This is a genomic window from Elioraea sp. (assembly GCF_022842375.1).
GTDB lineage: Bacteria > Pseudomonadota > Alphaproteobacteria > Acetobacterales > Acetobacteraceae > Elioraea_A.
Map to the genome: position 1 here is coordinate 163,252 of NZ_JALHPR010000003.1, position 24,775 is coordinate 188,026.

The window sequence follows — 24,775 nt, forward strand, 5'->3', positions numbered from 1 at the left end:
TGATGCTTCGGCAGTTCCTGGCCTTCTACCGGCCGCACAAGCGGCTGGTCGCGCTTGATTTCGGCTGCGCGGCGCTGTCGGGGGTGCTCGAGCTCGGCTTCCCCATGGCCGTGCGCGGCTTCGTCGACCATCTGCTGCCCTCGGGCGATCTCAACCTGATCGTGCTCGCGGTGCTGGTGCTGCTCGCCGTGTACCTGGCCAATGCCGGGTTGATGGCGGTGGTCACCTACTGGGGCCACGTGCTCGGCATCGCCATCGAGACGGAGTTGCGCCGCCGCGCCTTCGACCATCTCATGACGCTGCCGCACCGGTTCTACGACAACGTCAAGACCGGCCACCTCGTCGGCCGCGTGACCAAGAACCTCGAGGACATCGGCGAGGTCGCGCATCACGGGCCGGAGGACCTGCTCATCGCGATCCTGACATTCCTTGGTGCCTTCGCGCTGATGCTCTACGTCAACCCGGCCCTTGCCGCGCTCACCGCGCTCATCGTTCCGATCGTCGGCTGGGTCGTCGCGCGTTACGGCGGGCGGATGACGCTGAACTGGCAGGCGCAGTTCGGCCGCGTCGGCGCCTTCAACGCGCGCATCGAGGAAGCCGTCGGCGGCATCCGCGTGGTGAAGGCCTTCGGGCGCGAGGCACATGAACGGGCGCTGTTCGCCGCCGACAACGCGCAGTACCGCGCGACCAAGCTCGACGCCTACCGCATCATGGCGGTGAGCATGACGCTGAACTACCTCGGCATGCGGCTGGTGCAGGTGATGGTGATGCTCGCTGGCAGCGTCTTCATCGTGCAGGGGTCGATGAGCATCGGCGATTTCGTTGCATTCCTGCTGCTCGTCGGCGTGTTCTACCGCCCGCTCGAGAAGATCAACGCAGTGATCGAGACCTACCCCAAGGGCATCGCTGGGTTCCGCTCCTACCTCGCACTCATGGCCACGCCGTCGGAGATCGCCGACCGCCCCGATGCGCGCGAGGCAGGCGCGCTGAAGGGCGAGGTTCGCTACGAGAGCGTCACCTTCGGCTACACGCCCGATCGCCCGGTGCTGCGCGACCTCGACCTCACGGTCGCTTCCGGCACCACGATCGCTCTCGTCGGCCCCTCAGGCGCGGGCAAGACGACGATCTGCTCGCTGCTGCCGCGCTTCTACGACGTTGGCGGTGGGCGCATCACGATCGATGGCATCGACATCCGCGACATGACGCTCGCCTCGCTGCGCGGCCAGATCGGCGTGGTGCAGCAGGACGTGTTCCTGTTTGCCGGCACGATCCGCGACAACATCGCCTATGGCCGCCTCGGCGCGTCGGACGGCGAGATCATGGAGGCGGCAGGGCGCGCGCGGCTCGACGCGCTGATCGCCGAGCTTCCCGATGGCCTCGACACGATGATCGGCGAGCGTGGCGTGAAGCTCTCGGGCGGGCAGAAGCAGCGGCTGGCGATCGCGCGGATGTTCCTGAAGAACCCGCCGATCCTGATCCTCGACGAGGCGACGAGCGCGCTCGACACCGAGACCGAGCGCGCCATCCAGGCCTCGCTTGCCGAACTCGCCCGCGGGCGGACGACGCTCGTGATCGCGCATCGGCTGGCCACCATCCGCGATGCCGATCGCATCGTCGTCGTCACCGAGGACGGCATCGTCGAGCAAGGCGCGCACCCCGAGTTGCTCGCGCGGGGGGGTGTCTACCGCACCCTGCACGATGCGCAGTTCGCGCCGGCAGAGGCGGCCAGGCCGGCGTCCTGAGGCGGCCGAGCGCCGTCAGGCCGCGCCGGCCTCCGTCGACGGGCGGTCCTCGTCGCGCGCGGTGACGGCCATCGCCTCGGCTTCCGCGCGGAGGCGGTTGTAGCTGCGCACGCCGAGCGGGATCAGCCCGGCATAGACGAGGCCGATCAGCGCGAACGCCGCCCAGGGCTCGCTCACCAGCAGCGCGATGAACGCACCGGCCCCGAGCAGCAGCGGCAGCACCACCGCCTGCGGCACCTTGAAGTTCTTGAAGCTCCAGGTCGGCACCGTCGAGACCATCAGCGCGCCGACGGCCAGCAGCACCAGCGCCGAGAAGGCGGGGTAGCGGATGATGTCGACCACGGCGGAAAAGCCCATCGCCTGGGCCTGCAGCGCGACGAACAGCGGGAACAGCGCCAGCCCAGCCGCTGCCGGCGCCGGAACCCCGGTGAAGAAATTGTAGGTGTAGGCGGGCTTCGGCGCGCCATCGATCGCGGCATTGAACCGCGCCAGGCGAAGGGCGGCGCAGACCGCGTACATCAGGCACGGCGCCCAGCCCAGGCCCCCCCAGGTCGAGAGCGTCCAGAGATAGAGAACGAGGGCCGGGGCGACGCCGAAGCAGAGGAAGTCGGCCAGGCTGTCGAACTCGGCGCCGAACCGGCTGGTCGCCTTCAGCAGCCGCGCGATCCGCCCGTCGAGCCCGTCGATCACGGCGGCGATGACGATGGCGGTTACCGCGGCGTCCCATCGCTCGACCAGGGCGAAGCGGATGGCCGTGAGCCCGGCGCAGAGCCCGACCAGCGTCATCAGGTTCGGGATCAGCCTGTTGAACGACAGCCCCTTGAAGCGCGGCCGCGAGCGACGGCGAAGCCGCTGCCGCCAGCGATCGACGGCGGGAGGACGGGGCGGCTTCACCGCGCCCTGCTCATCGCACGACGCCGATGCGGCGCGGCTCGGCCGAGTCGAGATCGGCGATCACGGTCTCTGCCCCGATCGTGAGCTGCCCCTCGGCCACCAGCGGCACCACCCCGTGGGGGAGGTAGAGGTCCGTGCGGCTGCCGAAGCGGATGATGCCGAAGCGCTGGCCGGCGGCGAGCACCTCGCCCTCCTTCACCTCGCAGACGATCCGCCGCGCGATCAGCCCGGCGATCTGCACCACGCCGAGGGTGCGGCCATCGGCCAGCACGAGGGCGAGGCCGTTGCGCTCGTTCTCGTCGGACGCCTTGTCGGCGGCCGCGTTCACGAATTTGCCAGGGTGGTAGGCGATGCGCGTCACGGTCGCATCCACGGGGCTGCGGTTCACGTGCACGTCGAGCACCGAGAGGAAGATCGCCACCCGCCAGCGCTGCTCCGGCCCTAGGCCGAGCTCCACCGGCGGCACGGCTTCGGCCACCGAGACGATGCGGCCATCGGCCGGCGCGACCACGAGGCCGGCGCGCGTCGGCGTCGTTCGCGCAGGGTCGCGGAAGAAGTAGGCGCAGAACAGCGCGAAGGCGAGCGCCAGCCACATCAGCGTCTGGGAGAACAGCCCAAACACGAGGGCGGCGGCAGCCGCACCGGCGATGAACGGGATGCCGGCGCGGTGCGGCGGCGAGAGGACGGAGCTGAGAGCGTCGAGCATGGGGCGCGTTATAGATGCGTTTACGGGCCCTGCGCAAAATTCCCGTCATGAACGCATCCGTCTCCTCGCTCGAGCCCGTCGGCGCCATGGCTGGCACTGCCGCCGCACCCATCACCATCGGCAAGCTGGGGCCCTTCGCCGTCAGCCTCGACGGCACACTCGAGCCGAACGACCCCGAGATCGCGCCACGCTTCGGGTTCCGCTGGCGTGGGCGCCGGGTCGCGGCGCGGATGCTGGCCGGCTGGCAGGTAGAGTTCGACGTGATCGCCGCGCATGTGCCGTTCACGGCGGAATCGACATCCGCCCGCCCGCGCGTGCTTGCTGCCGTCGCCGCGCTGCGCGATGGGCTGCCGCCGGGCTGGCGGCTGAGGCTGGCGCCTGATCACTCGGTGCACCTCGAAACCGTCGCTCCGCTCGGCGGTCCGGCGACGGCGACCAAGCTGGTCACCGCCGCCACGACGTTCGTCCTCGCGCTGGCACCCTGCCTCGACCTGCTCGATGACGAGGGCGCCCGCGCCGCGTGAGGCCTGGAGCGCGTTCCGAACGGCTGGAAACAATCGGCCGGACCGTCGGGCGCTGCCCTAGCGCGGCGGGGCATCCTCAGCCGGCAGGGCAAAAACCTGGCCGGGAAAGATCATGTTCGGGTCGCGGATCACGTCGCGATTGGCGGCGTAGATGACCGAGAAGCGCACCCCGCGCCCGTAGGTCTGCCGCGCGATGCGCCAGAGATTCTGCCCCGGCTGCACCACCACGGTTCCCTCGCGCAGCGCCTCCGGCGGGGCTTCGGCCCGCTGGAACGGCATCTGGACACGCCCCGTCACGCGGCCCGCCGTGTCGACCCTGTCGGCACGTAGGTCGAACACGCCTGGCGGGATAGGCTCAGCCGGGCGAAGGTTCCAGCGGCCCTCCGGGTCAGCCTGCGCATCGCCGATATGGCGGTTATCGAGATAGAGCCTGACGGAGCCGCCTGGATTGGCGCGCCCGGCGAACTGCACGTCCCCCCCCTCGGCATAGTCGACGGCATCGACCGAGACGCCCCCTTGCGGCCTGCCCTGCGGCACGGTCGGCGATTGCGCCGCTGGCGCGGGGGGCGATTGCGCCGCTGGCGCTGGGGGTGATTGCGCCGCTGGCGCGGGGGGTGATTGCGCCGCTGGCGCGGGGGGTGATTGCGCCGCCGGCGCGGGGGGTGACGGCGCCGCCGGCGCGGGGGCTTGCGTCGGCGCCGCCGGGGGCGCTGGCAGAGCCTGGACAGCGGGAGCCTGGAGCACCCGTAGCTCGCCCTGCCCCTCGCGCGGCACCAGCAGCGCAATCGGCGCCTGCGGCGGGATAGGCTGTGGCGCCAGGGCTTCTGCGCGGGCTTCTGCCGGGGCTTGCTGGGGCGGCGGCGGCGCGGTCGATGTCGGGGCAGGGGCCGGCGGCAGGGCGGCGACCTCAGGCCCCGGCACGATCAGCACGACAGTGCTCGCCGCATCCGTCACGCTGCCGTCAGGATTGCGGGCACGCAGCGACAGTTCGCGCCCGCCCGGCCGCATCGGCGTCGCGGCAACGAACACCCACTCTCCCCGCGCATCGGCACGGGCGCTGCCCACCTCTGCGTCACCATCGAGGATGATGATCTCCGCCCCGGGGGCAGCGCGGCCCGCCATGACCGCACCGCCGCCCGCGCCGATGCGCACGACATCGAAGCTCGGCCGCACAGGCAGCGGGGCCTGCTGCGCGACGGGGGCCGGTGGTGTCGGCGTCGGCGCCGCGGCACGGTTCTCCGCCGGTGCGGCCGGTGCCGGTGCGCTCGATGCCGATGCGCCAGGTGCCGATGCAGGTGCAGGCGCTGCAGCTGGCGGCGGCAGTTCGACCACGGGTTCGTTGAACGCATCGCGGCCGACCCACACGACGGCCCCGAACGCCACCATACCCATCAGACCGAGAACGACTGCGCGCATCGCGACCTTTTCCAAAAGACGACCCAGTGTAGATGAAAAAGTGATGACACGCAGCGGCCCTTGCCGGCTCAGCGTGCCCCGGCGAGCAGGAACGCAAGCCCCGCGAGTGGCAGCCCGGCAGCGAGCGTACCCAGCATGCCGCCGGCGATGCCGCCAGGCGCAAGCCCCATCGCGGCCGCGGCACGGAAGCCCGCCGCGAGTGCCATCAGCGGCGCCGCGGCCGCGGCCCAGCTCGCCGGCGCGCGCATCGCAAGTCCGGCGGCAACCGCCACCCCGCCAAGCCCTGCGGCGAGCGCCAAGGTGCCGGCAAGCCCAGCCCCGGCGCCCACCCTCATCCATGTCACGATCAGCAGCCCCGCACCTGCGGCCACGACGAGCATGGCGAGGCCGACGAACACCGCCGCGCTGCCGGCGAACCAGAGCCCCGCCGCGAGCACGAGGGCCGCCGCCGTCGTGAGCGCGGGCGCGACAGGCCCTGCGCGCACCGGCACGAGCCGCCATGCCGGGATGGCGAAGGCGGCGAGCACGGGCAGGGATTCCGCCAGGACGCGGGCAAGGTCAGGCACCACGCGCGGGGCTCCAAGCATGAACCACCCGGCAGCAACGGCGCCGATGGCAGCGACCGCGCCCGCCAGCCGCCCGCGCAACCCGACCAGGTCGCCGGCAAGACCGAGGGCGGCGGCCCCGAGAACGAGCCAGGGCAGACGCTCCGGCAGCATGCGCGGCGTCACCATCCGCGCGCCGAACACCAGGAACAGCGTGACAACGAGCGCCGCCGCGGCGCCAAGCCCCGCCACGCGAGGCCGTCCGGCAAGCACGAGCAGGAGCGGGAGGGCAAGCGACAGCACGAACGCGACCAGCGGCGGCTGGTACGCCGCGGCGATCCAGGTCTCCGCCCAGGACAGGGGAAGCATCGCGCTCATCATCCCATCGCCTCGCGCACGCAGCAGCGCACGTCAAGCGGCGCCGCAGGCTGTCACGCGTGGCGCGCGCCGGGCATACTCACGCACGATACAGCAGGAGCGATGCATGGCCGAGCACGATCGCAGCACCGAGGGCGCCGCCCTCCGCCCCGTCCTGGTCTGGGACCTGCCGACGCGAATCGTGCACTGGTCGCTCGTCCTGCTCATGATCGGCAGCTTCGTCACCGTGCGGCTTCACGTGATGGACCTGCATGCCCTCTGCGGCTACGCGATCCTGACGCTGGTGATCTTCCGGATCCTCTGGGGCCTGCTCGGCAGCGAGAATGCGCGGTTCTCGCATTTCCTCCAGGGGCCGGGTGCCGTGATTGCCCATCTCGGCCACATCGTCACCCGAAAGCCGGACAGGGAAACGAGCCACAACGCGCTCGGCGGCTGGGCGGTGATACTGCTGCTCGGCCTCGTGGCCGCGCAGGCAACGACGGGGCTGTTCGCGAATGACGACATCCTGTTCCGCGGCCCGCTCTCGCGCACGGTGGGCAAGGCGATGTCGGACAGCATCACCGGCTGGCACTACCTGATCTCGGACCTGCTGCTCATCGCCGTCGGCGTGCATGTCGCCGCCGCGCTGTTCTATCGGCTGTTCCTGCGCCACCGCCTCGTCGAGGCGATGGTGACGGGCCGCAAGGCGCTGCCGGCCAATGTGCCGGCGCCGCGGCTGGCCGGAATCGGGCGGGCGGTGGTGCTGCTCGCGCTGTCGGCAGCGGCGGTGCGGGGGGTCGTGACCCTGGTCTGAGCCACGCCCCCCGCTCACGTCACCGCGCCGGGGCGCGATAGGGGCGGTGGCACACCCCGCAGGCCTGGCCCGTCGCCTGGAGCGCGCTGCTGAGAGTCCCGGCATTGCCGCTCTCGGCCGCCGCGACCAGCGCGTTGGCCTGCGTCACGAACCCATCCGACACGCGATCGAACCCGGCACGGTCGGACCAGATGGCGGGAAGCGCCCGGGTCTGGCCGCTATCGCTGCCAGGCGGGAACAGCGTCTTGATCCTTGGCGCATGCTCGGCGATCGCCCGCGCCGGCGCGACGGCGCCTGCCGTCGGCTGGCGGCCTTCGACGATCCGCTGGATCGCCTCCATGTTCCCGGCCATCGCCTTGAACCCGTCCTTCCGCTGCGTCAGGACGTCACCCTGGGCGAGGGCGAGCGGCACGGCAACGACGGCAGCCAGAGCCAGGCCGGCGGCAATACGTGCCGGCATCGAGAACAACAGCATGCGGATCAATCCTTCCCTCGGGGTGGTGCGGCACGCTTCCTTGCCGCATCGACACAATGGCGGACCGGCCGGGGGCCGCAAGGTCACGACGGCGTCAGCCTGTATCCGCGACGCTGATGATGCCGATCACGCGCGCTGATGCAATCATGCAGCGATGAACGCCCACCCGATGAACGCACCAGGAGCAACCGCATGCCGCACCCGTTCAACGCCGTTGCCGTCTTCTGCGGCTCACGCTTCGGCACCGACCCGCGCCACCGCGAGGCAGCGGTCGCGCTCGGCCGCGCGCTCGCCGGGGCCGGCATCCGCCTCGTCTATGGCGGCGGGCGCGTCGGGCTGATGGGCGTGATCGCCGATGCCACTCTCGCCGCCGGCGGCGCGGTGACCGGCGTTATCCCGAGTTTCCTGGCCAAGCGCGAGGTGGAACACCAGGGCGTGACCGAGCTGATCGAGACGGCGTCGATGCATGCCCGGAAAACCATCATGACCGAGCGGTCCGACGCCTTCGTGATGCTGCCGGGGGGCCTGGGTACCTTCGACGAGACGATCGAGATCATCACCTGGCGGCAGCTTGGCCTGCACGACAAGCCGATCATCCTCTGCGACGTCGCGGGCTCGGCGCGGCCGCTGATCGCCGCGCTCGAGGCAGCGGTGGACATGGGTTTCGCGGGGGCAGAGACGCGCCGGCTCTATGCCGTGGCGGAAGGGGCCGAGGGGGTGCTGCCGCTGCTCGCCACCCTCCAGCCAGGCGGCAGGGCGGCCGCCGACCTGACCTGAGCGCAGCCCTCCCGCGCCCTGCCCCTTGCCCGCGTGGCACCACCCCCGCTTGCCGGGGCCGCGCCTCTCCGCTAGACACGCGCCCTGCCCCCGGGGCGCTGCCGGAGTGTAGCTCAGCCTGGTAGAGCACTGTGTTCGGGACGCAGGGGCCGGAGGTTCGAATCCTCTCACTCCGACCAATGATTACAAGGCCTAGGGGCGGCGGGGCGGTCAGGTACACACTGACCGCCCCGTTCATTTGAACCGGCCAGCGTCTCCGGCGCGGGGTGGCACACATCGCAACACCAGCCGCCGCGGGTCACGTGGCGGGCGGCGACGCCGCAGCAGGTGCAGCGGAGATCCGCCGCCGGCAGCTTGCCGGTGCCGCTCGGGCCGATTCGCCCCGGCGCGTAGCTCACCCCTCGACGGCCGCGCCGCCGCCGCGCCATGCGGCATGCTCGGGGAAGTTCACCGCCACCTGGCGGTCAGCGGGCGCCGCGCCGGCGTCGAGTGCCAGCTCGCCGGCGATCGCGGCATAGCCTACCGCGTCGACGTAGTGGTCGCGGAACCCGGCCTGCCCCTGCACCGAGCGCGCGATCTTGAGCAGCGCCATCATGTGCGCGACATCGACCGACCCGATCGGCCCGCCAGCCTTCCGCGCGGAGAGGTAGGCGTTCCACAGCCCGGCGATCGCGGCGAAGCTCCGCTCCTTGTCGCCGTGCTGCGCGTTCCTCGCACCCTCGACGATGTCCGCCGCCTCGCGCGCGATCGCGCCTGCCATTACGCCGCTCGTCACTGGTCGTTCTCCTCGTTGTCGAAACAGGCCCGGATCAGCCCGGCCGTCACGGCCGCGGCCTCGGGAATCGGGATCGTCACCACGGTGCCCGTCGGCGTCTGGCCGATCACCACCGCGACGGCGCAGCCCTGCGCGATCAGCCGCTCGGCGGCCGCGCGCACGGCCTCGCCGAAGCCGATCTCGACCGGCGGCGGCTCATCGGCCGCCCCGCCGCTGACGACGACAAGACGCTTCGGCATGGCCTACCCCTCCTGCTGGCGCGCCGGCACGCGCACCCGCGGGCGCGGCGGCAGGTTCACGCGGTGGCGCATGATCTCGCCGTGTGCCGCGTGGAAGGTGATGGCCGAGAGGCTTTGCCCGGCGCGATAGCCGGCCGCGGCGTTCCAGGCATCACGGCCCGCCGGCGTGTTGAAGCTCTCGACACGCACGGGCCCGACCTCGCGGGCGCTCTCGCTGTGCACATGACCGAAGAAGAAGTGCCGGTGCGCCGCCTCGCCCCAGTCCTGCGGCCTGTCGGCGGCCAGCATCATCGCCATCCGGTCAGGCTTCATCGTGTGCCCGTGCGTGGCGCCGAGCAGCACGGCGCCGTGTCGCCGGTACCAGGTGAGCCCGGGCTCATCGTGCACGCGGATCCGCTCATGTCCGCCGTAGAACATCGCGAGGCTGACGGTGAGGCACGTCGCCGCGTCGGGGTCATGGTTGCCGGGCAGCATCACCAGCTCGAGCCGCTCATGCCGCGCGGCGAGCAGATCGACCAGCGCCACCACCAGCCGCGCCCCGGCGGCGTACACGCGCGGCCAGCGGCCGTCGACGTCGAGGCGGTGCTTGCTGGCCGGCGTCGCGGCCGACTGGTCGTTCTGGTGGAAGTAGTCGCCGAGGCCTAGCAGCACCGCATGCCGCGAGGGCGGCGACTGTGCCAGGAGCCCGCTGACCATCTCGATCGTGCGCGCGACGGCAATGTCGGTATCGTAATTGTCGCCGGTCTCACGCCCCCAGGCGTAGAGGCCGACGTGCAGATCCGGCAACGGGTACACGGTGAGCAGCTCGGGCACCGGCAGCGCAGGCGGCGCCGGCACGGCAGCGGCACCACGCTGCGCGGCGAAGGCCTCCTGCAGCGCCTCGACCAGCCCGGCGCCGACGGCACCCTCGCGCGTCTTGATCCACTTCTGGACCAGCCGGCCCTCGGCGTCCACAAGCGCGCTCTCGCCCTTGATCGCGTAGCCGGCGGGCGCCTGGTAGGGCTCGCCCAGCTCGGGCCGCGTCTCGACGGAGTGAGAGACGACGTCGCCGTGCTTGTCGACGCGCACCGCCTCGCGGCGGACCTCAAAGCCGGCGGCAGGGCGCAGCGCCTCGGGCAGGTGAGCACCGGCGCGGCCGTGCAGCGGCGGCCAGGGGAACGGGCCCAGCACACGCTCAGCGGCACCGAGCCAGGTGCGCATGCCGCCGCGCGACCAGCCCACCGAATCGCACGCCATGCGCAGCGCGCCACGCTCGCCGCGGCGCTGATTGATGGCGTGGAACGGCGGCTTCCCGCCGGCATCGAGGGCGGCGTGCACGGCCGCAAAGCGCCGCTCCGCCTCGCGTCGGCTGATCGGCGGCGAGGGCATCAGCGCACCGTCACAGCTGCTGCACGAAGATCAGCGCGCTGCGCTCGATCGAGATCCAGGCCGAGGCCGTGGCCGCGACGACGGAAGCGACCTCGGCCACCGTCGCGCCGCTGTAGGGGATCTGCGCGGCGAGCAGCTCATAGGCTTCCGCCGTCGGCGCGGGGTCGGCGAGGCAGGCGAGCGCCTGCTCGCGGACCAGGCCGTAGATCGCATTGCGGCACGGGCCGGGGCTGGCCCATTGCTGGCAGGCCGTCTCGGCCAGGTCGTCGACCTGCTTGCGCGCGGCGAGCCTCGCGCGGGCGAGGTCACTCATCCCGGCCCGCCGTGTCGCGGTAGCCCTGCACCTGCAGGCGGAAGAACGCGGCCGAGGTGCCGCGGCTGAACACCTGGCGCGAGGCAGATGCCCGCTTGATGCTGAACGCCACGTTGAGCGCGCCGGCGCCGCCGCTGCCGTCCGGCATCGGGGCGGCCGTCGCGGAGGGGGCAGCGTCAGGCTCATCGGCGGAGGTCAGCGCCACGTAGGTGAAGCCGCCAGCACCGTTGATGTGCTTGAGCCGCGCCATCGCCCGCGCCGGCACCGGGATGGTGTGCGCAGTTCGGCTGCCGGTGCTCAGCGTCACGTCGACGTCGAGCACGTTCGTCGTGTACTCGACCTCGTCGCCGAGCTGCAGGAAAGCGCGGATGTTGCCGCTGGCGTCGGTGGCCAGCCCGCCGCGGAGACGGCGGCTCTTGGTGTAGCCGGCGGGCAGGGTCGGCGATGCCTCGCTCAGGCTCAGCAGCACGTCGGTGACGCCGGCGCCGACGTTTCGGATGGCGTGCGCATAGTAGAAGCTGCTGTTTGCTTTCGACCCGGTATCGAGGCCGCCTTGGTTGGTGCCGACGGCCCATGCCGCGTCGAGGCGCTTGGTGATCGGCGCGGCGAGGAGGATGTCGGTCGTGTCGTCGCTTGAGCGCGCGGCACCGGCAGCGACGTCGACGTCGTTGGCCGCGTCGGCGAGGTTGTTGGACAGGCCGAAGCCGAACAGCGCGCGCGTGCGCAGCGATTCCGTGGCCGTCGTCATCTTGGACGGCAGGCGAACGTCGAGCACGCGCCAGCCAGCCGCCGTGCGCGTGACGAGCATCAGCGTGCCGGCCTCGGTGGTGACGTTCGCCGCACCGGGCAGAACGAGGCTCGAGGAATGGTTCACGGTAACGACGCCGGCGAAGAGCAGCACCTTGCGACGCCCCTCGGGCGCCGTGGTGCCGAAGCTGGAGATGCCGGCGGTGCCGGTGATCTCGACCAGCCCCGCACCCGCGGCGCCGGCGGCATCGATGTCAGTCGTCGCCGCCGAAGCGATGGAGGGAAACGCGCCAGCCTCGCCGAGCAGCCCGGCATACACCGTCAGCTCGGCGCGCATGTTCACAAGCTGGATCTCGCCGGGGTTCGGCAGGATCGTGGTCCAGTTCGTCATTACTCGCCTCCGCCATCGCCGCCACCATCGGCGCCGCCGCCTTCGCCACCACCACCGCCACCGCCTTCGCCTGGCGCGCCGGTACTGCCATCGCCGCCCGTGCCACCCGTGCCCGCCGTGACGGCGATCGGCCCGACAGGCGCGCCGGCGACGCCGAGCGCGCTGATCGGCCGCAGCCAGACATTCACCGCGCCGGCCGAGGCGCTGACATCCGCCGGCGCCGTCAGGTCAGCGCCGACTTTCGTTGCAGACGCGAACACACTGCCGGCCGACGAGAACACCTGAACCCGCGGCGCGCCCGACCACGTGACGAAGTAGCCGGCCGCGGAGCCCGTGACCGACCAGTCGCTCAGCGCCGCGGGGAACGGCGCGTCGGTCCAGTTGCCCACCTCCGCGGCGGCGTTTCGGGCGCGCACGCGGAACGAAGCGCGGTCACCCGTCGTGATCGTGGCCGAGGTGCCGCCCTGGCTTGTCGCGGTCCACGCGGTTGCGCCGGGCAGGCGCCAGTCAAGGTCGTAGGCCGTGGCACCCGGCACCGCCGACCAGGCGACGGCAACGGAGGCCGGCACCGGGACCGCCGGCGGCGTTACTGTCACGGTCGGCGCGCCGAGGATCGCGCCGTCGGGCAGCGCGAGCCCCGGCACATTGCCGAGCGGCTGTTCCTCCGCGACCGACCAGTCGAAGATCGATGCCTCCCAGCGGTCTAGCGTCAGCGTCACGCCGGTGGCGTTCTCGCCGATGCGCAGCTCACGCACCCGCCAGGTCGCGGTCTCCAGATCGGGCAACGTGACGGTCACGGTCTCGCCGGGCACCACCAGCAGGCCGCGCAGGTTGCAGGGCAGCGTCAGCGTTCCCTGCACCCGATTCTGCCGCAGCGCGATCTTCATCAGCCGCTGCACGGTGAAGCCCGACGTCGTGAACGGCAGCTCGAGGTCGAGCGTCTCCTCCTCGCCGTCATCCTCGGCGAGGGCGGCGAGATCCTCGATCACCGGCGCGTCGGTCACCTGCCAGTTCGCCTCGGGGCGGAGGTAGGTCGCGCGCACCACGTTCACCAGCTCATCGAGCGGGCGGTCGGGCGCGTGCTCATAGCCATCGGCCAGCCAGTCAGCGTCGATCGTGGTCACGGGCGGGCGCCAGGCGCCGGCGTTGATGCGCCACAGCCCATCCTGCGCCGGCTGCGCATCGCCAGCCATGGCGGTCAGCAGCTTGCCCAGCACCTCGGCACGCGGCTCGCTTCGGTTGAAGCTGCCGTTGCAGGTGTAGCGCCGCTCGGTCGCGCCGCTGGCGAGCGTCACCGGCTCATCGCAGATGTTTGCCGCGGCGATCAGGCTCGGCTCATGGATGCGCGCCCAGGGCAGGCCGAAGCCGTAGGGCACGCCCGCCGCGTCGCGCGCCGTCAGGAACCAGGCGACGATCAGCGCAGGGTTCGTGCTGTAGCCAGTGACGCCGGTGCGCGGATCGTAGATCTCGCTCAGCCATTCGCCGAGGGCGCGGACGATGGGGCGAGACCCGCGCCACACGCTCTCGTCATACTTCAGTTCGGTGCCGACCAGCACGCAGCCACGGCCGCGGTGATCGGTGCTCCATTCGCCGCCCGTGCCCGACACGATCAGGTCGAGGGCGCCTTGCGTCGGCGTCCCGAGCTTCCATTCGGCCCTGGCCAGCGCCGAGAACTTCGCGGCCGACAGCGGCTCGTCATTCAGGAAGATTTCCAGGATGCGGTTCGATCGGTGCCCGGCCATCGCGTGCACCTGGTAGAGCAGGCCGTTTTTCAGCGAGCCGGCCGGGCGCTCGCTGACATAGGCGAGCGTTCCGGCGGCGCGCAGCCGGCCGATCAGCACGGCCTGGGGCTGCGCCGTCTCGACCAGCTCCTCCGTCAGCCCGGCGACGATTGAGGCGAGCGGTGCTGCCTGCGGCGCCTTGGCCTTCTGCGCGAACGCGGCGTTGATCGCGAAGCTGGCGAGCCCGCCGGCGATCGAGGTTGCCGCCGTGGCGAGGAACGCGCTGCCGAGGATCGTGCCGCCGATGACGGCACCGGCGCCGGCCGAGACGGCAGCACCGGCCACCGCCGCGACGAGGGGAACCGCGACCGCCACCTAGATCGCCCATGCCTTGCAGGCGGCGGTAATCGGATCGGCGACAAGGCCCAAGGCACCGGGGCACAACGCCCGCTCACCGGCGCAGACGGCCAGGCGGCATTCAGCCTCGCGCGGCCGCGACAGCAGCAGGATGTCGCCGCGCCGTGCTGACAGGGCCGGCACGCGCGGCCAGCCCTCGCGCTGCGCCATGATCTCGACCGCCGCGTCGATGTTCGGCCGCCCGACGAAGCGGTCGAGCGCTCGGCGCGCGCCTTGGTCGCACGACCACGTGCCGCGGATCGCCGCGATCGGATCGCGCCCGGTGATCGCGGCCACCGCATCGGCGGCGAAGGTCACGCAATCCTGCGTGCCCCAGGCGAACGGGGTTCGCGCGTGCAGGGCGATGAGGCGCGCGAAATGCGCCTCCCAGTGCGGCATGCGTCGATACGGGGCCGAGATCATTCCGACGTTCCCCACTTGATGCGGCGGCCCTTCAGCGACGGCACGAACTCGAAGGCACGGTCACCGGGGAAGGCCTGCTGCTGGTCACGGTCGGTGTAGCGGCGCGGGCGCGGGCGACGCTGGGCGAGCTGCTCGGTCTCGATCGTCAGGCGGAAGCTCGCGGTGGTGCCGCGGCTGTGCGTCAACGTGTCCATGCGGGCGGCGCCGAGGCTGATCGGCTCGCCGATGATGTTCGCCCGCGCGTTGTCAAACACGACCATCCACACCGCGGCGGCGCGGCGCTTCCACGTGTCGGCGTTGGCGATGGCGATCATCTCGTTCGGCACGCCCGACAGCGTGAGGTCGAACCCCGTCGCGCGCTGATCGGTGGTGAAGGTGATCTCGCCGACGCCGGCAAGGTCACCGGCCCCGGTGAAGGTGCGGCCGGCCCAGACGAGATCACCGAGGCCCGACCAGAGGCGCATCGGGCCGGAGGCGAAGTCGAGCTCGACCAGGATCGCGTTCGGCACGATCCTCGAGTTGACGACCGCCGCCGTCTCGGGATGCAGCGCGGTCATCCTGCCTCCGGCAGCGCGTCGCGCGCGAGGAGGCCGCGCGGAGCGCGCATGAATGACACACTCACGGCACGCTCTCCTCGAGCGTGATCGTGTAGCTGGCGAAGCCGCCGGGGCGGGTCGGGTTCTCGATGCCGCCGTCGTCGCGCAGGCGCATCCGCAGGCGCGGGCGGTCGAGCACCAGCGGCACCTCGGCGGCCACCGCCGCACGCAGGCGCGGGGCGATGGCGATCACGGCGTTGCCGGCGCTGTCGGGCACCACGTCGGCCGTCACGATCGCGAGCAGGCCGCCCAGGCCGATGTAGTCGCCGGCCTTGAGCACCACCTCGGCCGGGCGCCAGCCTTCGGTGCTGATGCTGTCGGCACCTTGCGCCGCCGCCACGCGCACGCGCGGCGCTTCCGGCGGCTGGTAGCTCGGCCAGGTCGTGCCGGCGGGCCATGTGGTGCCGGCGGGCCATGTCGTCGGGATCGCGGCGCCCATGCCGTAGCCGCGGCCGGTGCCGCGCGGCAGCCGGCGCATGAACGGCCACACGCGCACCTCGCCGGCGGCACCGTCGAGGCGCGCCAGCAGGGCATCGAGGCGGGCCGACATCTCGGCGTCAGCCGTGCCGAACGCGACGGTCGCGCGCCAAGTGGCGGGGCCGCGGATCTGCACCTGCTGTGCCCGCGAGAACGGCGAGCGGCTGACGAGCGTGTTGGGCACGAAGAAGAACGACGCTTCCTGCGGCACCAGGTCGATCGGCCAGTCGATGGGAGTCGCCATCACGCACGCCCCTGCGCGAGCGCGCGCATGCGGGGATCGCGGCGGAAATCGTCACGCACCAGCGCGCGCGCCTGGCCGATGCCGGCGATCACGGCCGCGCGCAGCTCAGCCGGGCCGATCGACGAGCCCCGCGCATCGACCGAGACGTTGATCGTTTCGCTTCGCCCGCCGAAGCCGCCATTCGGGATGATCTCGCCCGACCGGCCCGGCGTGAACAATTCCGGCCCCCTCTCACCGACCAGATACGTCGTGCCGCCGGCGACAGGCCCGCCCATGGCGCGAGGGCCGCCGAAGCCGAAATTGACGCCGAGCAGCCTTTCGAGCAGCGTGCCGCTGGCCGCGCCGGCGACGATGCTCGACCCGCCGCCACCGCCGCCAGACCCGCCGAGCCCGAAAAAGCTGCCGATGCTGGCGCCGATGCCGCTGACCGCCTGGCTGGCCGCGTTGGCGAGCGGCTCGGTGATGCTCCGCCGCACGATCAGGCGGGCGAGGTCGGCCGAGAGGCCTTTGAGCACGTCGCTGAATTTCTTGCCGCCGACCACGGCATCCTCGAAGGCGGAGGAGAAGGTGAGCCCAAGCTCGCGCGCCGCCTCGGCGCCGCGGTTGGTCTGCCGCTCGGCTGCGGCAAGGCCCCGCTGCAACGCCTCCGCCTGGCGCTGGATCACCGTCTCGGCGCCCTGCTGGCCATACAGGCCCTCCAGCGCGGGGCGCAGCTCGCCCAGGCGCTCGAGGCTTTGCTGGTACCGCTCCAGCGGCGTGAGCACGCCCTGGTAGATGCCGCGGGCCTCCGCCACCTGCTCGTTCAGCACTCGCTGCGCCTCGGCCGAGGCCTGCGCCGCCGGGCTGTTGCGCAGGCGGGCGAGCACCTGCTCGAGCGTCTCTGCCGCCGCGGCGGCGTTGCGCAGCCCGGCACCGGCAGCGGCGGCGGGTGCGTTGACGGCACCGAGGCGCTGCCCGAGCGTGGCGAGGCGTTCATTCAGCCGCTCGATGTCGGCGGTGATCTCGCGCTCGACGTTGCCCGTGCCCTGGAGCGCCTGCCCGACGGCGCCCTGCCGCAGCGTGCCGCGGCGGGCCGGCGTCTGTGCCTGGCGGGCCGCCTCGGCGGCGGCCGATTGCGCGAAGGCAAGATCGGCCTGCCGTTGTGCGACGGCCTCCTGCAACGTCGCCTGCGCGGCCACGATGGTGGCGGCGGCCTGCGCGCGCTTCTGCCGCTCCAGCTCGGCCGACGCTTCGGCCGCGCTGCGGGCGAAGGGCTCGGAAAGCCGGAGCGCTTCCTGGTACTGATCCTCGGCGGTCGACACGGCCTGCGTCGCGGGCGCGAGCAGGCGATAGGCGCCGTACAGCGCCGTGGCACCGGCAACGACGGCGCCCAGCACGGGCACGATCGAGGCGAGGCCGACGCCGGCGGCGCCGCCGCGGGCGACGGTGGTCAGCGTGCCGAACGCATCGGCGACCGCCGCGAGCGTGCCGGTGATCGGCGCGAGCTGCCGCGCGACGCTGCTGCCGCCCGATCCGAACAGGGTCAAGGCGCCCGTGGCATCACCCAGCGCGCGGTTGACGCGCTTGATGCCGCCCTCGACCGCATCGAAGCGCTGCCCGGCACGATCGACGGTCGCCACCGCGCGGTTCATCCGTGCCGTCGTGCTTTCGACCGCACGCGCGGCCTGGCTCATGTCGGCCTGGAACTGACCGACATTCGCCTCGACGGTAACGGACAGCGTCATAAGGTGCCCTCGATGCGACGGTTGTGGTCACGCGCCCAGGCGATGAACCCGGCGAGGCCGCCATCCGGCGGCGCGGGCGGCTTCGGTGCCAGCGGCATGAAGTCTGACGGCTTGAACGGCTTGGTCCGTTTCGCGTCGCGATTGGCGTTGGCGATGGTGGCGGCGACGATGCCGGCGGCGAGGTCGAGGCGCTCGCCGCCGATCGGCTCGACGGCGTCGAACTCCTGCCAGGCGAGGAACTCCCTGGCGGTCATGCGCTCGCCCAATTCCGCGAGCGTCATGCCAAGCGCGAGCGCGAGGCGGTAGCGGAACCGCCCGGCCCGCGTCGTCAGTTTCCCGCGACGTCGTCCCGGCTGGCGGTGTCGAGGCCGTTCAGCTTCAGGATGGCATCGACGAGCGGCTTCAGCACGACCGGCGGCTGATAGCGCAGGAAGCCCATGTCGTCGGCGCTGATGAACATCGGCTGGTCACCGTCACGCACGCTCAGCGCGATCAGCGTCGCGACGCCGAGGCCCGGCGTCTTGTCGTCTACGGCCTGCACCGCGCGCCACTCCTCGAGGTCGGCGGCGGACAGCGCCACGATCGTGACGCTGCCGCCCCAGCCGGGCACCTCGACATCGGCCGTCGGCTTCTGCACCGCGACGATGTCTGACCTGATCAGCCGGGGCATGCTCACGCCCCGACGCCGCTGATCGGGCCGGTGACGCGCAGCGTCAGCTCCCCGGTGCGCGGGTTGTCGACCTCGAAGTTGAGGCTGACCGCCAGCACCAGCGCGTCGAACTGCACGTCGAGCGTCGGGTCGAGCAGCGAGGTGATGCGGAACCGCGCGACGCGCTGTGCGTTGCGGGCGCGCATCGCCTCGATCTGCCCGGGGTCGGCGAGCTGGCGGATCACCAGTGCCACCGAGACCTCGCCCTCGTCACGCAGGCCGGAGCGGAACTCCTTCGCCGCGGAGTCGAGGCTGGTCACGTCCTGCACGGCCGCCTGGCCGCCGCCGAGGCCGCTGATCGTGCCGGCCTTCTGGATCTGCACCCAGGCGTTGCCGAGGTCGCGGATGAACAGCTGCGCGCCCTGGCTGATTTCATTGCTCATGTCGAGCGTCCTTTCCTGGCTGCGCCGTTACGCCGTTGCGCCGATGATGATGACCTCGTACTCGACCGACGTGCCCGCGCCGCTGTTGGCGATCTGGAGCAGATCCGCCGTGCCGGCCGTGACAGGCCAGCCGGTCGCGTCGGCGCAGGCGAAGGCCACCATGCCGCCGGGGCGCACGCTGGCGGTGTGTGCCGCCGCGCCGAAGGGGCCGACGAAGCCGTTCGATCCGGCGCCGCCGACAATGACGTTGTTGGTGTTCGCCGCCGACGCCCGCACGATCAGCACCTTGACGCGGGCAAGCGCGATCGTGTCACCGAACGCATCGAGCAGCACGCCGGCGAGGTCGAGGTTTTCCGTCGCGCTCGCGGCCAGGGTGCGGCGATCGGCGAACACGCGGTTCGCCTGGTTCGCGCCGGTGCCCTCGGCGAGGCTGACGGTGAACTTGGCCTGCACCGGCGCGGAGGCCGATTGCAGGTCGAGGATCTTGGTGTAGAGCGCGGCGACCGAGAGGTCGACCGTCGAGGTAAGGGGCATTTCGTTTCACTCCTTGATCATGATGACGACATCGACAGCACGCCCGGTCAGCTCGACGTCGCGGTCGAACACCTCGGTTTCCGCCTCGACCTTCACGTGCGGAATGTCGGCGGTGGCATAGCCGTCGAGCAGCGCGCGAACGGCGTTCGCGGCGGCCCGCGCCGCCGTCGCATCATCGGCCCAGCAGGCGATCTGCATCCGCACGCGCGCCCAGCCGGTCGGCGCATCGAGCGCGGCGATCCGCTGGGCGTTGACGCGGGTGTAGACGATGTAGGGCGTCGGGCAGCTCGCCGGCGCCACCACGGGATGGATGCGCGCGGCGACCAGCGCCGAGACCGACGGCGTCATCGCCAGCAGCGTGTGCAGCCTCTGCTCGAGCGTCATCGGCGGCGCCCGCGCAGTCGCGTGCCGAAGTCGAGCCCGACCTGGCTGCCGAGGCGCCGCGCGGCACCCTCGATCGCCTTCTGGATCTCGACGTTCAGGATGTCGACGGTGCGCAGCGCGGCGCGCCGCACGGCAGGGTCGAACCAGGGGCGTGGGGCGACCTGCTTGATCTTGCGCATCGCGCCGTCACGCAGTCGCCGCGTCAGCGTCCAGCCCTTTTCCACGAAGGCGCCCCAGAAGGCGTTGCCGGTGCTCACGTAGCTCGCGCCCTTCTGGCGGCGCGAGCGGCCGCGGCGGATGTTGTCGCGCAGCCGCCCATAGTCGGCGCTGACCACCTGGCCGCCGCGCGAGCGGCGCGTGCGCAGGGTCGGGCCCGTGCCGACGGGTGCGGCGTTCTTGACTTCCTTCACCAGCTCGTTTGCCGCCTTGAACGTTGCCGATTGCAGGGCCGAGCGTTGCAGCTCCGGCGTCAGGCGCCGGAACACGTTGGCGAGCGGTGCGGCGTCACTGACGCGCACGCTGATCAGGCCGCCTGCCATCGGTGTGCCTCAGACGTTCGGGTCAGCGGTGCAGCGGAGCTCGTAGCCCTCGCGGCGGCCGATCTCGGCCACGCTGCGGATGTCGTACACGCGCCCGCCGTCGATGAGGCGCCAGCGCGGCGTCGGCACCGCGTCGTCATGGTGGCGGATGGTGTAGAGCGTCTCGACCTCGGCCTGCAGGGCCTGGGCCGCGACGTATTCCCGCCCGCGCGGATCGCGGCGGCCAGCCCACACATCGGCGGCATCGGCCCAGGTCTGCGTGACGGTGCCGGATGCATCCTGCACGTCGGTCGGGCGTTGCAGCGTCACGCGGCGATCGAGCCTCCCGGCGCGCATCATGCGCGCCGGGCCCGTCGAAAAGGTTTGGCGCGCATCACGGGTGCCTTGCCTCGCGGATCGCTTCCTTCAGCGCGTGCAGCGCCTGGAGCGTTTCACGGTGAAGCGTGTCGAACTTGTCGTCGCGCTCCCTGAGCCGCTTCCAGAGCTGCCAGCACATGAGCCCGAGAACCGGCACCGTGACCAGGGTGCCGGACACCACCCGCTCCATCAGCGCCGCCGTTACGCCGTCCATCGTTCCGCTCCTCACCCGAAGAACACCACGCGGCGTCGCGCGCCGGCACCACCGCCGCCGCCAGCGTCAGGCGCGAGCGCAAACATGCCGCCAAGCCAGCCTTCGTTCGTGCCATCGGATGCACCGGAAAACGAAAACGTAGCCGCTCCCGTCGTGCCAGCAGCCGCGATGTCTTTCACGAACACTGCCGCCGTGATCTGCGACGAAGCGCTTGTGTTGGTGTTGTGGTTGAATCCGGTCGCCGTCCAGCCCGAGCAGGTGAGCCGCGATCCCTCGCCGCCGCCGAGCACAAACCCCGTCGTGTAGAGCATCCACGCCACGGCAACGCAGCCGGCCTGCGTCGTGGTGATCGCCGGCACCACCATGTCACCGTTGGCGCTTGGCGCTTGGTTCCCAGATGCGAGCGAACCGCTCTGTACGTCAATCGGCGAGGAGAGATTGACGCCGAGGCAGCGGAGACGCAGGCCAAGCCTGACCACGGCTGCGCTGTGCGTAACCGTAACCGATCCCGGTGAAGCGGCAGCGGATTTGTACCAAACCCGCCCATCGCCCGAGATGGCAGCGGCGCCGTTGATGGCGTTGCCGCCTTGCAGGTCGGTGAACGAGCCGCCATCCGTGCCGATCGTCTGCGTGCGGTCGGCCGCACTGTCGCGGATGAAGCTGAAGATCAGGTCAAGGTCGCCGGTCGTCATTGACGCTGGAGCGGACAGCACCGTTGTCGTGGCCGTCGTGCCGCCTGAGTCGATGATCGTGCCCGCGCCGGTGGACGGCGTGCTGAAGGTGATTGCCATCGTCTATCTCCTCACGCCGGCCAGCGAATGCGCCACTGCGGCGCGGCGTTCCACGCGGTTTCGGCGAGCGAAAGCCCCGTTTCGTGCGTTGACATGTAGCTGCGCCCGCTTGTGCCGCCCGTGATGGCCAGACCGTGCGCCACTTCCGCGACGCACTGATTGATCGTCGGGCGCGTATGCCCTGCTGCGTAAGCCTCGAACGTGCCCGCAATGTTGTTCTGGCCGCTGGTCGGACACGTGCCGGAAGAGCCTGCGTTGTCGCTGATGACCTTGACTTGCGTGCCGGTGTATTGCGACGCGCTGCCGCCATCGCCGCCGCCGTAGACTTCGCCGAAGTTGGCCGCAAGAGCGGCGCTGTTTGTCGGCTGGAACCCGGCGCGGATAGCAACGCGATCCAGCCCCATGGCGTGGTATGGGCACGAGTTGAGAAGGCCGAGACACCACCGCTCGACGTGCAACACCGCCTTGTGACTGCCGCTGATCTGGCCGCGATTGAGCGCCTGCATGATGGCAAGCGCTCTGTAATTCTGCATCCATGGCGCGACGGCAATTCCGGAGGCAGTCCCTTCCGTACCGAGGTAAATTCCCATGGCGTCGGCGGTCGTGTGATTCCATGTGCCAGACTGCTCGAACGGCGCGGTCATCTTCTCAGTGACGACTTGCCACGAGACGCTGTTGATCTCGCGCATGTAGGCAGCGCAAACGTGATTGTCCGGGATGGTCCAGTCGATCAGGCCGCAGGTGTGCATTGCCCACCCGTGTTCGCGCGACGTGTCGCGGTTGAAGTTTGCGCCGTAGTACTGATTTGAGTTGATCAGCGGGTTGCGCGCGAACGTGGCGGCGCTTGGCGTGCTGCCGCCCAGGGCAGAAACGGACAGTTGGATCAGACGATCAAGCCACCACTCCCACCCGGTCACCATCCATTGCAAGGCGGAGTAATGAGGGCGATGCGACCAGTCTACCGGATCGCTTGTGCTGCTGCCGCCTACTGAACTTCCGGTGTTCGTGATCGTCGCACCGCTTCCCCATCCGACAGTGGTTTGCGGCGAGGTCAGGCCCGCGCCCGTGTAGTCGGTATTGGTGAGAACGGGCGGTTCCCCGGTTTCGGCGCGAATGTACCAGCCGGGGTTTTTGCAATTCTGCGCCAGCGCGTTCACGCGGTCGTTGCGCCACCGCGTCTTGTCGCCAGACAGCAGCGCAAAGGCGCTCCATGTCGGGATGACGCCGATCCATGCGCTTGCGCCGCCAGCGTTGATGGTCCCGAGATCGCCCACCGCGTTCGGCGAATAATTCAGCGCCGTGCCGCTGCCGATCCCTGCCCGCTGTGTGCTGGTCGAGAAGATGTTCCACTCCAGCTTTTTCTCATGCAGGTACAGCGCCGACGCGCGCGGCTGGAAATGCGTGGCGTTCGCCGACCACACCGGCAGCCCGTCAGCGCCAACCAGCGCGACGCACGTGTGATGGTAAAACGTGAAGTCGGTCGTGTAGAGCTGTAGCGACGTGACGCCGTTCAGCAGCTCGATTTCATCGACGGTATATGCCTCGCCGTTGCTGACGCGGCCGTTGATCACCTCCGCCCAGACCGTGATCGTGTTGTCGCTCCAGACGTAGCTGTAAAAGCGCGCCTGGAGCTGGCCGTGATCGGTGTCGCTGCCGCCCTCGCCGTTTCGGAGCACGCCCCAGTGCTTCCACGCGCGCACAGCGCCGCCGGCCCTGATCTCGCGGTAGTTGCCCGCCGCATCGCAGTTGTCGAGCAGGCAGAAGTAATTCACGCCGCCGATGCGCACGCGCACCTTGTAGTCCTGCGCCGTCAGCGTGCTGCGCGCGATGCTGGTCGAGTTGCTGAACGAGCCGCTGACCTTCCACAGTGCGAGGTCAATCGCTGCGTTGTCGGCCACGCTGCCGGCGGCGGGCTTGCAGGAGAAGATCGCACGGCGCAGCGATCCGTCAGCATGCAGCACGCGCCCGTCCGCTTGCTGTAGCGCGATCGCCGAACCCGCATAGCGGATTTCGACGCGCGAGCCCGAAGGGACGTCGCCCGCCTCGAAATCGCGCGCGAAGGTGATGTACGGGTCCGTGCGCGCCGCACCGGAGAAATTGTCGAGCGTGACCGTCTCGATCAGCGCGTCACCGCCGGGCGGAGGCGTGAAGGTGCCGACGCGCCCCGCACGACGACCGGAGCGGGGGGAGGCGCGCATCATCACGACAGGCACTCAAGCTCGAGCGTGAGGTTGCCCGGCGTGCCGGACGGGCTCGTCATCACAACCTGAAGGATGCGGTCGGTCGTGCCGGTCTTGGCCATGGTGTTTGCGCCACTGGCGGTCGAGCGCGCGGGCGTGGTCGTGACCGCGATCGCCGACAGGCCGGTGATCGACGCGGCATTTGTCGCGGTCCAGTCGGCCGCGCCGGTCTTGTCGGCGATCTGGACGTTCGCGGTCACGCTCCCGGTGTCGGTGTAGGCGATGGCGGCGATGATCGTGCCGATGCTGACATTTTCCAGCAGAATGCGATCGGTGCGCGCGGTGGGCGCGGGTATGTCGATGCGCACGGTGAAGGGGCGGCCGGGCATGTCGCGAAGCGCATCGCCGCGCACGCGCTTCGGGCGCCCCGCGTCGTCAGCATCGGAGAAGGCAAGGAAGTCAGCCGCCGGGTTGATCGTGGCGTCAGGCTCGCCGGCGGGATCGTAGACGCCGACCAGGCGATGCAGCGCCACGGCGCCGCTGCCGTCGGTGTGGATCTCGGTGTCGACGAACAGCAGGCCGCCGGAGGCGATCGTGCGTGCAGGGTTGACCCCGCCGCCCAGCACGAAGCCGGAGAAGCTCGGCGTGCGATCCGCGCCCGTGGCCGTCAGCTCGTAGCGGACGCCGTAGACGCTGTTTGCGGCCAGACCGGTGACGGTCGGCGCGCTGATGGTGGTGTTGCCGCCCAGCGCGAGCTTGATGACGGTGCCGCCGGTGAGCCCCGTCGCCTGGTAGGTGGCTGTCGGCGAGGCGGAGACGATCGGCGCGGCAGCCGATGCACCGATCGCCGCCTTGCCGTCGAGGGCGCCTTGCAGCCCCGCAACGTCGGCGATGGTGGCAAGGCCCAGCACCTGCGCGACGGTGCGGCGACGGCTGTTCGTGCCGTCGTCGGTCTCGATCTGGTCGGTGCGGGCGGCGCTTCCGGTCGCGAGAAGATCGGCAATCGTTACGTCTGGCATG

At 71.0% G+C, this 24,775-nt stretch carries 30 protein-coding genes and 1 tRNA gene; 5 read left to right on the forward strand and 26 right to left on the reverse strand.

Going from position 1 to position 24,775, the window contains the following annotated elements:
• Positions 1-2: 2 nt before the first annotated feature.
• Entirely contained in the window at positions 3-1,742 is a 1,740-nt protein-coding gene (locus Q0C38_RS04130) for an ABC transporter ATP-binding protein (protein ID WP_291295793.1), read from the forward strand.
• Between the two features lie 15 nt (positions 1,743-1,757).
• Here the strand turns inward: Q0C38_RS04130 and Q0C38_RS04135 are convergent, their stop codons facing one another.
• Positions 1,758-2,636, reverse strand: a complete 879-nt coding sequence (locus tag Q0C38_RS04135; RefSeq protein ID WP_291295794.1) for a phosphatidylcholine/phosphatidylserine synthase — start codon at positions 2,634-2,636, stop codon at positions 1,758-1,760.
• A gap of 10 nt (positions 2,637-2,646) precedes the next feature.
• Positions 2,647-3,342, reverse strand: a complete 696-nt coding sequence (locus Q0C38_RS04140; RefSeq protein ID WP_291295795.1) for a phosphatidylserine decarboxylase — start codon at positions 3,340-3,342, stop codon at positions 2,647-2,649.
• 47 nt (positions 3,343-3,389) lie between these two features.
• Between Q0C38_RS04140 and Q0C38_RS04145 the strand changes: the two genes are divergently transcribed.
• A complete protein-coding gene (locus Q0C38_RS04145; protein WP_291295796.1) occupies positions 3,390-3,866 on the forward strand; it encodes a hypothetical protein in 477 nt (158 codons plus the stop codon).
• Positions 3,867-3,923: 57 nt separating this feature from the next.
• Here Q0C38_RS04145 and Q0C38_RS04150 read toward each other — a convergent pair whose 3' ends face one another.
• Both Q0C38_RS04150 and Q0C38_RS04155 read right to left on the reverse strand, forming a co-directional pair.
• Entirely contained in the window at positions 3,924-5,282 is a 1,359-nt protein-coding gene (locus Q0C38_RS04150) for a LysM peptidoglycan-binding domain-containing protein (RefSeq protein WP_291295797.1), read from the reverse strand.
• A 68-nt stretch (positions 5,283-5,350) separates the two neighbouring features.
• Complete coding sequence (locus tag Q0C38_RS04155; protein WP_291295798.1) at positions 5,351-6,205, reverse strand: hypothetical protein; 855 nt, start codon at positions 6,203-6,205, stop codon at positions 5,351-5,353.
• Between the two features lie 106 nt (positions 6,206-6,311).
• Between Q0C38_RS04155 and Q0C38_RS04160 the strand changes: the two genes are divergently transcribed.
• Positions 6,312-6,998, forward strand: coding sequence for a cytochrome b/b6 domain-containing protein (locus Q0C38_RS04160; RefSeq protein WP_291295799.1), 687 nt, complete (start codon positions 6,312-6,314; stop codon positions 6,996-6,998).
• Positions 6,999-7,017: 19 nt separating this feature from the next.
• Here Q0C38_RS04160 and Q0C38_RS04165 read toward each other — a convergent pair whose 3' ends face one another.
• A complete protein-coding gene (locus Q0C38_RS04165) occupies positions 7,018-7,473 on the reverse strand; it encodes a cytochrome c (protein WP_291295800.1) in 456 nt (151 codons plus the stop codon).
• 192 nt (positions 7,474-7,665) lie between these two features.
• Between Q0C38_RS04165 and Q0C38_RS04170 the strand changes: the two genes are divergently transcribed.
• The gene (locus tag Q0C38_RS04170) at positions 7,666-8,250 is read left to right on the forward strand and encodes a TIGR00730 family Rossman fold protein (RefSeq protein ID WP_291295801.1); all 585 of its coding nucleotides are present in this window, start codon (positions 7,666-7,668) and stop codon (positions 8,248-8,250) included.
• Positions 8,251-8,352: 102 nt separating this feature from the next.
• Positions 8,353-8,429, forward strand: a tRNA-Pro gene (locus Q0C38_RS04175).
• Positions 8,430-8,644: 215 nt separating this feature from the next.
• Here Q0C38_RS04175 and Q0C38_RS04180 read toward each other — a convergent pair.
• The 21 genes from Q0C38_RS04180 to Q0C38_RS04280 form a co-directional block, all read right to left on the reverse strand.
• Positions 8,645-9,025: a DUF6378 domain-containing protein gene (locus Q0C38_RS04180; protein WP_291295802.1), complete on the reverse strand. Its 381-nt coding sequence runs from the start codon at positions 9,023-9,025 to the stop codon at positions 8,645-8,647.
• Entirely contained in the window at positions 9,022-9,264 is a 243-nt protein-coding gene (locus Q0C38_RS04185; protein ID WP_291295803.1) for a hypothetical protein, read from the reverse strand. Before Q0C38_RS04185 ends, Q0C38_RS04180 begins: the two co-directional genes overlap by 4 nt.
• Before the next feature lie 3 nt (positions 9,265-9,267).
• Entirely contained in the window at positions 9,268-10,632 is a 1,365-nt protein-coding gene (locus Q0C38_RS04190; RefSeq protein ID WP_291295804.1) for a hypothetical protein, read from the reverse strand.
• 10 nt (positions 10,633-10,642) lie between these two features.
• Positions 10,643-10,945 carry a hypothetical protein gene (locus Q0C38_RS04195; RefSeq protein ID WP_291295805.1) on the reverse strand — a complete coding sequence of 101 codons (303 nt, stop codon included), beginning with the start codon at positions 10,943-10,945 and terminating at the stop codon, positions 10,643-10,645.
• Positions 10,938-12,083, reverse strand: a complete 1,146-nt coding sequence (locus Q0C38_RS04200; protein ID WP_291295806.1) for a hypothetical protein — start codon at positions 12,081-12,083, stop codon at positions 10,938-10,940. Before Q0C38_RS04200 ends, Q0C38_RS04195 begins: the two co-directional genes overlap by 8 nt.
• A complete protein-coding gene (locus Q0C38_RS04205) occupies positions 12,083-14,179 on the reverse strand; it encodes a phage tail protein (protein WP_291295807.1) in 2,097 nt (698 codons plus the stop codon). The genes Q0C38_RS04200 and Q0C38_RS04205 overlap by 1 nt, the downstream gene beginning before the upstream one ends.
• Positions 14,180-14,623 (reverse strand): DUF6950 family protein, encoded by a 444-nt coding sequence (locus Q0C38_RS04210; RefSeq protein WP_291295808.1) that lies wholly within the window; start codon positions 14,621-14,623, stop codon positions 14,180-14,182.
• Complete coding sequence (locus Q0C38_RS04215) at positions 14,620-15,180, reverse strand: hypothetical protein (protein WP_291295809.1); 561 nt, start codon at positions 15,178-15,180, stop codon at positions 14,620-14,622. The genes Q0C38_RS04210 and Q0C38_RS04215 overlap by 4 nt, the downstream gene beginning before the upstream one ends.
• 61 nt (positions 15,181-15,241) lie before the next feature.
• Positions 15,242-15,940, reverse strand: coding sequence for a hypothetical protein (locus tag Q0C38_RS04220; RefSeq protein WP_291295810.1), 699 nt, complete (start codon positions 15,938-15,940; stop codon positions 15,242-15,244).
• Positions 15,940-17,664, reverse strand: coding sequence for a hypothetical protein (locus Q0C38_RS04225; RefSeq protein WP_291295811.1), 1,725 nt, complete (start codon positions 17,662-17,664; stop codon positions 15,940-15,942). The genes Q0C38_RS04220 and Q0C38_RS04225 overlap by 1 nt, the downstream gene beginning before the upstream one ends.
• Positions 17,661-17,918, reverse strand: coding sequence for a hypothetical protein (locus Q0C38_RS04230; protein WP_291295812.1), 258 nt, complete (start codon positions 17,916-17,918; stop codon positions 17,661-17,663). Before Q0C38_RS04230 ends, Q0C38_RS04225 begins: the two co-directional genes overlap by 4 nt.
• Positions 17,919-17,992: 74 nt before the next feature.
• A complete protein-coding gene (locus Q0C38_RS04235) occupies positions 17,993-18,334 on the reverse strand; it encodes a hypothetical protein (RefSeq protein WP_291295813.1) in 342 nt (113 codons plus the stop codon).
• Between the two features lie 2 nt (positions 18,335-18,336).
• Positions 18,337-18,756, reverse strand: a complete 420-nt coding sequence (locus tag Q0C38_RS04240) for a hypothetical protein (protein WP_291295814.1) — start codon at positions 18,754-18,756, stop codon at positions 18,337-18,339.
• Positions 18,757-18,783: 27 nt separating this feature from the next.
• Positions 18,784-19,290 (reverse strand): hypothetical protein, encoded by a 507-nt coding sequence (locus Q0C38_RS04245; RefSeq protein ID WP_291295815.1) that lies wholly within the window; start codon positions 19,288-19,290, stop codon positions 18,784-18,786.
• A 6-nt stretch (positions 19,291-19,296) separates the two neighbouring features.
• The gene (locus Q0C38_RS04250; protein ID WP_291295816.1) at positions 19,297-19,674 is read right to left on the reverse strand and encodes a DUF3168 domain-containing protein; all 378 of its coding nucleotides are present in this window, start codon (positions 19,672-19,674) and stop codon (positions 19,297-19,299) included.
• Positions 19,671-20,213 (reverse strand): HK97 gp10 family phage protein, encoded by a 543-nt coding sequence (locus Q0C38_RS04255; protein ID WP_291295817.1) that lies wholly within the window; start codon positions 20,211-20,213, stop codon positions 19,671-19,673. The genes Q0C38_RS04250 and Q0C38_RS04255 overlap by 4 nt, the downstream gene beginning before the upstream one ends.
• A 9-nt stretch (positions 20,214-20,222) precedes the next feature.
• Positions 20,223-20,552: a phage head closure protein gene (locus Q0C38_RS04260; protein ID WP_291295818.1), complete on the reverse strand. Its 330-nt coding sequence runs from the start codon at positions 20,550-20,552 to the stop codon at positions 20,223-20,225.
• A 34-nt stretch (positions 20,553-20,586) separates the two neighbouring features.
• Positions 20,587-20,784 (reverse strand): hypothetical protein, encoded by a 198-nt coding sequence (locus tag Q0C38_RS04265; RefSeq protein WP_291295819.1) that lies wholly within the window; start codon positions 20,782-20,784, stop codon positions 20,587-20,589.
• Positions 20,785-20,795: 11 nt separating this feature from the next.
• Complete coding sequence (locus Q0C38_RS04270; protein ID WP_291295820.1) at positions 20,796-21,575, reverse strand: hypothetical protein; 780 nt, start codon at positions 21,573-21,575, stop codon at positions 20,796-20,798.
• Between the two features lie 11 nt (positions 21,576-21,586).
• Positions 21,587-23,776, reverse strand: a complete 2,190-nt coding sequence (locus Q0C38_RS04275; RefSeq protein WP_291295821.1) for a hypothetical protein — start codon at positions 23,774-23,776, stop codon at positions 21,587-21,589.
• On the reverse strand, positions 23,776-24,774 hold the full coding sequence (locus tag Q0C38_RS04280; protein WP_291295822.1) for a hypothetical protein: 999 nt from the start codon (positions 24,772-24,774) through the stop codon (positions 23,776-23,778). Before Q0C38_RS04280 ends, Q0C38_RS04275 begins: the two co-directional genes overlap by 1 nt.
• Between the last annotated feature and the right edge of the window lies 1 nt (position 24,775).